The organism is Corynebacterium sp. ACRQK, from assembly GCF_022345965.1.
Lineage (GTDB): Bacteria > Actinomycetota > Actinomycetes > Mycobacteriales > Mycobacteriaceae > Corynebacterium.
Genome location: NZ_JAKRMU010000004.1, coordinates 155498 through 166705, shown reverse-complemented (window position 1 = coordinate 166705; position 11208 = coordinate 155498). Strand labels below are relative to the sequence as shown.

The following is an 11208-nucleotide window of genomic DNA, read 5'->3' as shown; positions in this document are numbered from 1 at the left end:
TAATTGCGCAACACTGAACACAACTACGCACAAGAGCATCTCTTATACCCCCCCAGTGACCGAGAAACCCATTAGAAAACGAGGCTGAAACTAGACGTGAGCGAGCTACACCCCGGAGACCTACTGGAGTGGCGCTACCGCATCGGCGCCCAGATCGCCCGCGGTGGCATGTCCACAGTCTATGCAGCTATCGATACGCGCCTGGACCGCGAAGTAGCGGTCAAGGTGATGGATCCGACGCTCGCCCGCGAGCCTGCCTTCCGCACCCGTTTCGAGCGCGAGGCCCGCGCGGTGGCGAAGCTCAGCGACCCGTCGCTGGTGAACGTATTCGACCAGGGTGTAGACGACGAGTACGTCTTCCTCGTAATGGAACTAGTCGAAGGCGGATCGCTCCGCGAACTGCTGAAAGAGCGCGGGCCCATGCCACCCCACGCCGCGATCGCAGTGATGCGACCTGTACTCACCGCACTGTCGATCGCCCATGCCAAAGGCATGATCCACCGCGACATCAAGCCAGACAACGTACTGATCAGCGACCGTAATCAGGTCAAGCTCGCCGACTTCGGACTGGTGCGCGCCATCAACAAGGCGATGGGCGACCCCACGAACGCCACCACCTCCGTCAACGGGCAGGTCATCGGCACCGTCGGTTACCTCTCCCCAGAGCAGGTGCGCGGCGAGAACCTGACCCAAGCCAGCGACGTGTACTCCGCCGGCATTCTGCTATTCGAGCTGCTCACCGGACGCACGCCGTTTAAGGGCGGCGCTCCCATCGAGACGGCCATGGCGCGCATCAACCGCCCTGTACCCGCTCCCAGCACGCTGATGCCGGACATCCCGCCGAAGATCGACGAGCTGGTTTTGCGCGCCTGCCATCGCGACCCCACGCAGCGCTTCGTAGACGGCGCCGAGTTTCTGGAAGCCGTGGAGCAGGCCGCCGAGGACCTCGACGTTCCCGATTTCCAGGTGCCTGCTCCCACCGAATCCGCCGTGCGTAGCGCACTGGCCGGAACCGACTTCGGCGAGCGCACCCCGTGGGACGACGAATCCATGTCCACGCGCGCAGTCGTCCTGCCTAAGGATGATCGCACCCGACCGGAAACGCACCACACCGCCGTTACGCAACACCAGCCGCCGTACGCACCCCACAGCCCGTCTCCACACAGCCCGGCACCCCACAGCCCGTCGCCGCAGGGGCCAGCGCATCCTGGTCCACACCATCCCGCGCCGCACCGATCTGCACCGCACCAGCCGACTCCCGCACGGCAAGCACCGAAGCTCAGCAACAAGTCCCCTGTGGCGACGGTTTTCTGGATCGTCCTCCTCATCGCACTGGTGATTGGCATGGCCTTGGGCGGATGGTGGTTCACCACGGGCCGCTACGGCGAAATCCCTACTGTCATCGGCATGGATAAAGCCACCGCGCAGGCTACTGTCGAGGAAGCTGGTTTCAGTTCCACCTTGGACGAGCGCTACGACAATCAGGCAGAGAAGAACACCGTGATGGGTACTGATCCCGTCAAGGGGCAAAAGGCCGTGCGGGGTTCCGAAGTGGCAGTGCTGCTCTCACTGGGCAAGCCGACGGTGCCGGACCCGGGCACCAACTCGAGCCTGCAGTACTACACAAGTAAACTCACCGACCGCACGCTCAAGGTGAAGAAGGGCGATGATGTCTACTCCGACGAGATCGCAAAAGGCCATGTCGCGGAGGTTCAACCCGCCGCCGGAACCGAAGTAAACACCGGCTCCACCGTCGAGGTGCGGATGAGTAAGGGCAAGCGCCCCGTCACCGTGCCGGGCGTGAAGGGGCAGGACCGCGAGCGGGCGAAGAAGACCCTGGAGAAGGCTGGGCTGCAGGTCGCCGAGGAAACCGAGGAGTTCAACAAGGACATCCCCGCCGGTCAGGCCATCCGCACTGACCCGAAGGAGGGCGTGGAGGTCGAGTCCGGCACGGAGGTGACTCTGGTGCTCTCGAACGCGATCGAGGTGCCGGACGTGCAGGGTCTTTCTGTTGATGACGCCCGTAAGGCTCTGCGGAAGGCCGGCCTCAACCCGGTCGATGGCGCCCCTGTGGAGGACTCTTCCGAGGATGCCGGCGACGTGGCGGAACAGTCGCCTGGCGCGGGTGAACTGGTGGACCCGTCGAGGAACACGGACGTGGAGATCCGCGAGTCCACATCCCAGCGCGTGCCTTGGGTTTTGGGGCTCACTGCGGAAAAGGCTCGAAAGAAATTGGAGGGTGCGGGCTTCGAGGTGGAGATCAAGGGGGATCCCAATGGCTTGGTTCTGGGGCAATCCCCCGGCCCCAGCTCTCGGAGCCACCGCGGTGCCGTGGTCACGCTGACCACGGTCTAGAGGCTCGCGTGGGCCGGCGCTTGCGGCGCCAGCTGGGCGCTGGCTTAGGGCGCGCGCGAGCCTAGCCCCCCAGGCGCGCTTAGAACTTTAGTTGCGCAGCATCTCCGCAACCAGGAACGCCAGCTCCAGCGACTGTTGGGTGTTCAGGCGCGGGTCAACGGTGGTGGCGTAGCGCTCCGGCAGGTCCAGGTCTGTGATGGACTGGCCGCCACCGACAACCTCGGTAACATCCTCGCCGGTCAGCTCCACGTGGATGCCGCCCGGGTGCGAGCCGATCTTGCGGTGCACCTCGAAGAAGCCCTGAACCTCGTCGATGATGCGGTCGAAGTCCCGGGTCTTGTAACCGTTGTTGGAGGTGTAGGTGTTGCCGTGCATCGGGTCGCACTGCCAGATGACCTTGTGGCCGGTGGCCTCCACTGCCCCGACGATGGGCGGCAGAGCCGTGCGGATTTTGTCGTAGCCCATGCGGGTGATCAAGGTCAGGCGACCCGGGGTGTTGTTCGGATCCAGCTGGCGGACGTAACCGACGGCCTCCTCCGGGGTGGTTGTCGGGCCGATCTTCACGCCCACCGGGTTGGCGATCAGGGAGGCGAAGCGGATGTGCGCGTCGTCCAGGCCGCGGGTGCGCTCGCCGATCCACACCTGGTGTGCAGAAAGGTTGTACAGCGCGTCGTTGCCCTCTTCGTCGTGGGCCAGGCGCAGCATTGCGCGCTCGTAATCCAGCACCAGCGCCTCGTGGGAGGCGAAGATGTCCGCGGACCGCAGGCTCTCAGAGGTCACACCACATGCGGACATGAACTCCAGGCCGCGGTCGATCTCCGTGGCCAGGGCTTCGTAGCGGGCACCAGCCGGGGAGTTCGTCACGAACTCGCGGTTCCACTCGTGCAGCTTGTACAGGTCGGCAGTGCCGGAGTTAGTCAGCGCGCGAACCAGGTTCATCGCCGCGGAGGAGTTTGCGTAAGCGCGCACCATGCGGGATGGGTCGTGGGCACGGGCTTCCTCGGTGGCTTCCACGCCGTTGACCAGGTCGCCACGGTAGTTGAGCAGGCCGTTAGAGTCGCGGTCCGCGGAGCGCGGCTTTGCGTACTGACCGGCGATGCGGCCCATCTTCACCACAGGGGTGGAAGCACCGTAGGTCAGCACGACCGCCATCTGCAGCAGAGTCTTAACGTTGCCGCGCAGGTGCGGTTCGGTGTTCGTCTCGAAAGTTTCGGCGCAGTCGCCGCCCTGCAGCAGGAAGGCCTTGCCCATGGCCACGTCGGCTAGTTGCTTCTTCAGCTTCTTAACTTCTGGGGCCACGACGATCGGCGGCACAGATTCCAGGATCTTGCGCACGCGGCCCGCGTGGTCCGCGTCCCAGCTGGGCTGCTGCTTTGCGTCGCGGGACAGCGCGTCTTCTAACTTTTCCGCCATGTCCGCGGGCAGCGGCGGCAGATCGGGCAGTTCATCTAACGGTGCATCAATAGTCCAAGCCATAGGCAGATCATACTGTATGTGGCCTGTTCTATTGCCATTTAGGTCTCTTTCAGCTGCGCGGGCGCCACGGCTGCGGGCTTAGCTCTACTCTGGACCCCCGACTGCGCGTTTAGGACTGCAGGGCTTCCATAGACAAGCGGTACTTCACCACGTTGAAGCGGGCGTCCGCCAGCGCATCGTGCGCATTGCTCGGGCTCTCGGGGAGCCGGGGGCGGCCAGCCATCTCCCACAGCTGCTTGAGCTCGTGGGTAAAGCGCGGCAGGTCAGAGGGCAGACTCGTCATGTCGCCCCACAGTTGCGCCAGTGCGACGTGGTCGTAGGCGCCCACCCAAGCCCACAGTTCGGGTCGGTCGCTGGGCTTAGTGCGGCTCCGGGTGGCGCGTTCGGGAACTAGGAATTCATGCAATTTGGTGCGCAGCGTCGCGCGATCCATCCACGCCTTGTCGGAGCGCGGAGGCAGCAGCGGCAGCACGTTCTTCTTCACCCACTGCCCCGCCCGGTGTTCGTTGAATTCGGTGGAGACCGCGTAGAACTCGCGGCCGTCCTCTGCCACCACGCCGATGGAGATAAGGTCGATCGTGGAGCCGTCTTCGATGAATTCTGTGTCGTAGAAGTAGCGCACGGTTGTCCAGTTTAGATCCCTTTACCCCGGACTAAGCGGACGGGGCACAGTCACCGCCAGTGCGTGCGGTGTTGTGGGATTGTTGCTGCTGTTCTTGGGGACGCCGCAGTGCCGGTGGGAACAGCACCCAGCCCAGGTAGGGAGTCTTGCTGATCGCATAGCCGACTGCAGAGGCCACCACGCAGGCGCCGATGCCCCACCACAGCTGACCGGCCAAGGTGCCCAGGAAGGAGAGGGTATCCGGGTGTGCCTCGGCAAGCGATACGGCCATCCCGCCGAGCAGAAACAGGCCCAAGGGGTGGAAGACGTAGACCTGCAGGGTATTGCGGCCGACGAACAGGAACAGGCGGTTTACAACTGGGATGGCGCATATCCAGACGGAAACCACAATGGCAAACGGCAGAGCAGCCAGGGAACTGACGAAGCCCGTGCCCAGGGTCTGGGCCGCAACTGTGGGCGTCCAGTCACTAAAGATTGTCTTGGACAGCGTGCGCGTCAAGAACTCGGAGCCGAAGAACAACGCTGCGCTGCCGATAACCACCCAGGGGCGGAATGCCTCGCGGGCGAGACGGAAGAAGAAATCGCGGCAGTGCAGGCCGATGAAGAACATCGGGGCGTACGTCAGCACCTGGCGGAAGAAAAGGTTTTCGCCGCCTCCCAGGAAAGCTCCGATAACCAGCGGAATACAGGAAGCCAGGATTGCCAGCCATGGCGGCTGCTTACGCAGCGTCCAGGCGAAGATGTTGTAGAGCATCAGTGCGTAGAGGAACCAGAGCCCCACGTTGCCCAGCACCATGGCTTTGACCAGGCCGATCCAGGAGAAGTTGTTATCGATGCTCATGCGCGTCAGCGCGTGGAACGGGTTGAAGACCAAATAGGGCACCAGCAGGAACCATAGTCGGCGGTACCACAGGTCAGCGAAGGAACGTTCCAGGATGCGGTGCGCGAAAAGTCCGGAGACCAGGAAGAACAGTGGCATCCGCAGCGGGTCGAGGAAGCTGGAGAATTGGCCGAGAGCCGTTTCCCTGCCACCGGGAACACCAGTGACGACGTGCATGATGCACACGCCAATGATGGACAAACCCTTGGCTGCATCAGCCCATTCGACTCTCGCTTTAGTTGCCATAATTCTTATAACAGAATCAGGTTCACACCTGTGAAGTCAAACCGCTACGGGGCGCAAACGCCTGGTGAAAGCCCTATCGAATAGATGGCGAATAGCTAGCTGCGCGGTTCGGAGCCCGGCGGGTAGGCCTTGCCGGCCTCGAGGGACTTCTTTACATCGGCGGCGTAGAAGTCCTTTACGTACTCCTGGCCGGATAGCTCGTGCAGGGCTTCCATAATCGCGTCGGTTAGGGCTCTGGCCTGCGCGTAGTCATCGCCTGCATCGCGGAAATCATCCGGGTCGATCGGGTCTCCGACGTACACGCCGCAGCGGACGGGGCGCGGGATCCAGGTGCCGATCGGGTTGGCCTTGTTCGTGTTGATCATGGCCACCGGGTAGACCTTCTCACCGGATTCCAGGGCGATGCGCGCCAGACCGGTCTTGCCGCGGTACAGGCGCCCATCCGGGGAGCGCGTGCCCTCCGGGTATATGCCCAGCAGATCCCCGCGCTCCAGTACCTTTAGGGCGGTTCTCATTGCGGCGTTTTGGGATTCCCTATCCTCGCGGTCGATCGGCACCTGGCCGGCAGAGCTGAAGAAGAACTTCTGGATGCCACCGACCAGGCCTGGGGTGGTGAAGTACTCCTTCTTAGCCAGAAAGGTCAGCTGGCGCTTGGACACCAGTGGTAGGTAAAACGAGTCCATTACCGCCAAGTGGTTGGAGGCCAGGATGCCCGCCCCCTCCTTCGGCAATTTCTCCAACCCCTTGGTGAAGGGGCGGTTGTACACACGCAGCCACGGGCCGATGAGGATGTACTTAAAAAACCAATACGCCTTATTCTGCATGTTCTAAAACTTACCGTCCCTTGGTGGCTTCCTTATTCAGCGCCACGCTCAAGCTGCTTGCGCGCCAGCAGCGCCACGCCGATCATACCGGCATCACCACCTAGCTGCGCGGTTTTCACCTCTGCGACCGGGCGGTGGCCTGCGCCGACGATGCTGTAATTCATCATCGATTCCGCCTGGTCCAGGAATAGGTCCGCGTCGGAGCTGACTCCCCCGCCGATGACGATCAGCTCCGGGTCCAACACGTCCTGCACCAGGGACAGGCCGCGCCCCAGCCACAGGCCCATGTCCTCGATGGCGGCGCGGGCCAGCGGGTCGCCTTCCCGGGCCAAGCGCACGATGGCACGGCCCGAGATCTCCTCTGGATGCTGAGCATACTCGCGGGTGATGGCGGAATCCGGGTAGCGGCCAGTCGCGATCAAGTCCTGAGCCGTCAGCGCCAGCGCCGAGCCGGAGCAGTAGCGCTCCAGGCATCCCTGCTTGCCGCACGGGCACGCCCGCCCGCCGGGCATGACGGTCAGGTGGCCAAACTCCGGGGCGGTGCCGAATGCTCCGCGGTAGATTTCCCCATCCACCATCACGGCACCACCGATGCCGGTACCCAGGGCGAACAGAACCCACGTCCGTGCGTTCTGTGCGGCACCCAGGTAGTACTCCCCCAGCGCCGCCGAGTTGGCGTCGTGCTCCAGCTCCACCGGCAGCCCCAGCTTCGCGCTCAGCCGCTCGGTAACTTTCGCATTCCGCCACGGCAGGTGCGGGGCGAAGCGCACCGTATCGCGTTGGGAATTAATGAACCCCGCCACAGCCAGACCCACCGCAGCGATACCCTCATTGCGGCGTTGCAAGCAGCCTATTGCATGCACCAACGCGGTCTCCAGTGCGTACACGTTAGAGGGCGTGGGCAGCTTCTCGATGTCCAGGATCTGCCCGTCCGCGTCCACTACGGCAGCGCGCAGGTTCGTGCCACCGATGTCCACGCCCACGGTTAGGGTCCCAGTCACTAGGCGTTCCACCTTCTCTTCTTCTGTACTTGTCTGCGCTCTTCTGTACCGATCAACCCCCTTATTCTAGCCAGCCAGGCAGCGCATAAAAATTTTGCGGCTGCAGTCTCCGGCCAGCCGGGGTGTCAGGCGAAGCTGTGGCGCGGCGGAATCCCGCCCGTTCCCGCCATCACTGTGCGGCACTGGTGGCCGAGGACATCCCAGGTCCACTTCCCCGTCACATACTCCCTCGCTGCGGTCGATAGCCGCTGGCGCGTGGGGGCGTCACCAAGCAAAGAACAGATACGCTCCACAACGTCGTTCGGGTTCCGGGAGTCCACGACCAGCCCGGTCTCCCCGTTAATCACCGTCTCGGGAGCACCGCCACCGTTGCCGGCGACAGTAGCCACGCCGGCGGCCTGTGCCTCCAGAAACACGATGCCGAGGCCCTCCACCGACAGTCCGCCCAGCTGCGTGCGCACCGGCAGCGCAAATACGTCGCCGGCCACGAAATGCCCCGGTAGCTCCTCTACATCGACGGCGCCGGTAAATGTTGTGTTCTTTAGGACGCCCAACCGACGCGCCAGCTTCTCCAATTTCCCGCGGTACGTGCCGGGTCCGACGATCAGCAGGTGCGCATCCGGGTGCTCGCGCAGGATGGCGGGCAGAGCTCTGACCAGCGTGTCTTGACCCTTGCGCGGAACCAGGCGGGAAACGGCGACGATAGCCTTCTTGTCCTCCAGGCCGTAGCGGGCGCGCAGGGCTTGCCGCATAGCAGGGTCCGGGCGGAACAGGTCGGTGTTTACCCCGCCGGGCATGGGCTCCCAGGCAACGGCGGGGCCGAACGCGGCGGCCATGCGGTTGCGGGCGTAATGGGAAACATAGGTGAGGCAGTCCACGGTGTCGCCGATGCGCCGTAGCACCTGGCGGGAGCCGGGGAACATGGACCAGCCGACTTCATGGCCGTGCGTGGAGGCGACCACGCGGCGTGCCCCCGCCGCACGCGCAGCCTTTGCCATCAGTGCCAGAGGCGCGGCGGCGCCGAACCAGACGGTGTGAATGTTGTGCTCGCGGATCAGCTGCTGCATTTTCCGCGCGGTGGCCGGGGTGGGCAGCATTACGCTGCGCGGCCAGCGAACCACCCGGTAGGACTGCTGCGCATCGAAGGCGCGGGCATCCTCCGTGTTCTGCGTGGAGGCGAAGACAACGACGCTCTCCGGGTTCAGCGTGGAGAGGTAGTCGCGCACGTACGTCTGAATCCCGCCGAGGGTCGGCGGGAAGTCGTTCGTTACAACAAGGACACGCGGGTGGCTCTGCCGGTGTTCCTTGGGCTGATCTTCCTTTGACATACGCAAGGATGCTACCGCACGCGCCGTTACAGGCAGGTGCCTTAGTAGCGAGCCGCGCCCTGGATCGGCATGGAGTCCACCGGAACGACCTGGACGGGGATGCCGTAGTCGGAGGCGTGGACGATCTTACCGTCGCCGATGTACATGCCAACGTGGGTCACTCCCGGGTAGTAGCCGACGATGTCGCCCGGCTGCAGGTCGTTGACGGAAACGGACTGGCCGCCGGCGATCTGGGCGGAGGAGGTACGCGGAATGGACTTGCCCTCCTGCTGGTATGCCCAGAACATGAGGCCCGAGCAGTCAAAGGCGCTGGGGCCGGTGGCACCCCAGGAGTACGGGGAGCCCAGCTTGGACATGGCGGCCGCAACCACGCCGGTGGCGTTGACCGGGCCGTCGGAGCCGACCTTCTTCTTCAGGTCCCCGAGGAACTGCTCAACATCCACGTCGATCGGGCCATTGCGGTCGACCCAGCGGCGACGATCCTCCGGGCTCAGTCCGTCGACGGCCTTCATGACCTTGTCCTTCAGCGCATCCAACTGCTCGTTGCGCTCGTCCAGATCCTTTTTGCGATCGTTCAGGGTGCGCAGCTGGAAGTTGGCAGTGGCCTTTGAGCGGCTGGCATTGCTCTTTTCGCTGGCGGCGTCCTTGAGCTGTCGGCTCAGTGCGGTCACGGTATCGGCGCGCTGGTCGCCGATGGATGCCAGGTAGGAGGAGCGCTCAACTGCTGCTTGCGGCCCCTGCGAGCCAGCGAAGGCGGAGACCGGGTCCACGGTTGCGCCGCGGTACATGGCCTGGGACACGCCAGTGACGTTCTCGCGGGATGCCTTTACGTCGGTGTTGAGCTTGTCGGCCTTCTTCTGCGCGTCATCAGCGGACTTGTTGGCCTTGTCCAGGTTCCCCTGTGCCTGGTCGATATCGATCTTAAGCTGCTCGACCTCGTCGGAGGTTTCAGAGGCGTAGCCGGAGATCTTATCCACGTGAGCTAGCAGTCCGTCCACGTCCTTCGGGATCGGCGCGTCCAGCAGACGGCGGATCTCCTCGGCGCGCTTCTGCTCGGCCTTCTTGTCGTCCTTCTGCTCGTTACGTTGCTGCGGGTTGCCCTGCTGCTGATCCTGTTGCGGGTCCGCCGCCGCCTGCGGGAGGGACGCTCCAACGGCGAGGGTTAGCAGAACCGCGGTTGCGGTCTTTGCGACGGTGCGGGTGCCGACGAGGCGATCACGGGAAGAAGAAGACAACACGTTCACAACTGGACTTTCTTTAATTCTCACTAATTCTGGGCCGCCAAACGGCCAGACAACGTTTATCAACGTTTGATAACGATAGATATTCTGCCACAAGAAAGGGCAAAAGTGGGACTGGCCCCAACCGGGTTCCAGCCCCACTTAATCACATGCTCACCAGCTGTAACACCAGCCCCCATTGCATCTGTCGAGCTGGCGAAACGCCGGGTGGGCGTCACTAAAAAATTTAGAAACGCACCGCGTTGTAAACCGGCATCATGTGCAGGTTGTCGATACGCACCGGGTTGGAGGAGTTCAGTGCGTGGACGATCTTGCCGTTGCCGATGTAGATAGCAACGTGGGAAGGGCCGCCGTAGTAGGAGATGACATCGCCCGGCTGTAGAGCATTCAGGGAAACCTTCGTGCCTGCGGAAGCCTGTGCGGAGGAGGTACGCGGGATGTTCTTGCCAACCTGGCGGTGAGCCCAGGAGGTCAGGCCGGAGCAGTCGAAAGCGTTCGGGCCGGAAGCGCCCCAGGAGTACGGAGCGCCAACCTTGGACTTCGCAATGTTAGCGATACGCTGGCCCACAGAGGAAGCGGCTGGCTTCTTCTTAGCGGCCGGCTTGATAGCGGGCTTAGTCGCAGCATTCTTCTGGCCACCGGCGGTCAGGTTTGCCTGCTTGAAGTAAGGCTTGATAGTCGGCAGCAGGTGATCCGGAACATCAACGGTGACGCCGGACGGGGTGTGGGTAACCGGAGCAGCCTGGGCTGCAGCGGGGTTGAGTACAGCGGCTCCCACACCGACAGCGGCAATCATTGCTGCGTTGCGGGGTGCGTTGTTCTTCTTCAGGCTGTGCTTGCCCATATTGGTCCTCAATTACCTTTCAATCCGTTGTCTAGGGTTCGGAACTCTTCCTTCTCCCCTCGCCCGGTAGCCTCTGTGCGCTACCGCGGTGCGGTGAACTCTTTGTCGCTCACCTTCAAGGTCTCGAAAAGATTACGAAATGAACACAAGACATGTCCAGCTCTTCGCCAAAATTCCAGCAATTCAGCCCCCCGACGTGCCGTTGTTATGGAACTGAGATTTTCTAAACCCTCAAGAAGAGGGTGAAAGTTACCAAAGCTTTATAACCCTTTGACCTGCACCTTTAGAAAAACCGCCCCAGACAACTGACAGCGAACCCCCTTTAAGGAATTCTAAGGAAGCCGCATTTGTGACCCTTGTCACATGCAGTGTTTTTGGCGTGTTTTTGTTC

General features: G+C 62.9%; 9 protein-coding genes. 1 reads left to right on the top strand and 8 read right to left on the bottom strand.

Annotation, left to right across the window (positions count from 1 at the left end; translation table 11 throughout):
• Positions 1-96 precede the first annotated feature (96 nt).
• Positions 97-2355 carry a Stk1 family PASTA domain-containing Ser/Thr kinase gene (gene pknB / locus MHX63_RS06180; RefSeq protein ID WP_239387711.1) on the top strand — a complete coding sequence of 753 codons (2259 nt, stop codon included), beginning with the start codon at positions 97-99 and terminating at the stop codon, positions 2353-2355.
• Between the two features lie 87 nt (positions 2356-2442).
• On the opposite strand, the gene MHX63_RS06175 is transcribed toward pknB, so the two are convergent.
• The 8 genes from MHX63_RS06175 to MHX63_RS06140 all read right to left on the bottom strand — a co-directional run bounded on the left by MHX63_RS06175 (position 2443) and on the right by MHX63_RS06140 (position 10817).
• The gene (locus tag MHX63_RS06175; RefSeq protein ID WP_239387710.1) at positions 2443-3831 is read right to left on the bottom strand and encodes a class II 3-deoxy-7-phosphoheptulonate synthase; all 1389 of its coding nucleotides are present in this window, start codon (positions 3829-3831) and stop codon (positions 2443-2445) included.
• A 109-nt stretch (positions 3832-3940) separates the two neighbouring features.
• Positions 3941-4453 carry a polyadenylate-specific 3'-exoribonuclease AS gene (locus tag MHX63_RS06170; protein WP_239387709.1) on the bottom strand — a complete coding sequence of 171 codons (513 nt, stop codon included), beginning with the start codon at positions 4451-4453 and terminating at the stop codon, positions 3941-3943.
• Positions 4454-4484: 31 nt separating this feature from the next.
• Positions 4485-5579 carry an acyltransferase family protein gene (locus tag MHX63_RS06165; protein WP_239387708.1) on the bottom strand — a complete coding sequence of 365 codons (1095 nt, stop codon included), beginning with the start codon at positions 5577-5579 and terminating at the stop codon, positions 4485-4487.
• A gap of 95 nt (positions 5580-5674) precedes the next feature.
• On the bottom strand, positions 5675-6403 hold the full coding sequence (locus MHX63_RS06160; protein ID WP_239387707.1) for a 1-acyl-sn-glycerol-3-phosphate acyltransferase: 729 nt from the start codon (positions 6401-6403) through the stop codon (positions 5675-5677).
• A 32-nt stretch (positions 6404-6435) separates the two neighbouring features.
• The gene (locus MHX63_RS06155) at positions 6436-7404 is read right to left on the bottom strand and encodes an ROK family protein (RefSeq protein WP_239387706.1); all 969 of its coding nucleotides are present in this window, start codon (positions 7402-7404) and stop codon (positions 6436-6438) included.
• A 125-nt stretch (positions 7405-7529) separates the two neighbouring features.
• Positions 7530-8732, bottom strand: a complete 1203-nt coding sequence (locus tag MHX63_RS06150; protein ID WP_239387705.1) for a glycosyltransferase family 4 protein — start codon at positions 8730-8732, stop codon at positions 7530-7532.
• A gap of 41 nt (positions 8733-8773) precedes the next feature.
• Positions 8774-9976: an NlpC/P60 family protein gene (locus MHX63_RS06145; protein ID WP_239387704.1), complete on the bottom strand. Its 1203-nt coding sequence runs from the start codon at positions 9974-9976 to the stop codon at positions 8774-8776.
• A gap of 223 nt (positions 9977-10199) precedes the next feature.
• The gene (locus MHX63_RS06140) at positions 10200-10817 is read right to left on the bottom strand and encodes a C40 family peptidase (RefSeq protein ID WP_239387703.1); all 618 of its coding nucleotides are present in this window, start codon (positions 10815-10817) and stop codon (positions 10200-10202) included.
• Positions 10818-11208: the final 391 nt, after the last annotated feature.

What these genes read in the sequence shown, in the direction of transcription:
- MHX63_RS06160 (WP_239387707.1), bottom strand. Translation starts at nt 6,403, where the DNA reads ATGCAGAATAAGGCGTATTGGTTTTTTAAGTACATCCTCATCGGCCCG.
- MHX63_RS06175 (WP_239387710.1), bottom strand. Translation starts at nt 3,831, where the DNA reads ATGGCTTGGACTATTGATGCACCGTTAGATGAACTGCCCGATCTGCCG.
- MHX63_RS06150 (WP_239387705.1), bottom strand. Translation starts at nt 8,732, where the DNA reads ATGTCAAAGGAAGATCAGCCCAAGGAACACCGGCAGAGCCACCCGCGT.
- MHX63_RS06165 (WP_239387708.1), bottom strand. Translation starts at nt 5,579, where the DNA reads ATGGCAACTAAAGCGAGAGTCGAATGGGCTGATGCAGCCAAGGGTTTG.
- MHX63_RS06140 (WP_239387703.1), bottom strand. Translation starts at nt 10,817, where the DNA reads ATGGGCAAGCACAGCCTGAAGAAGAACAACGCACCCCGCAACGCAGCA.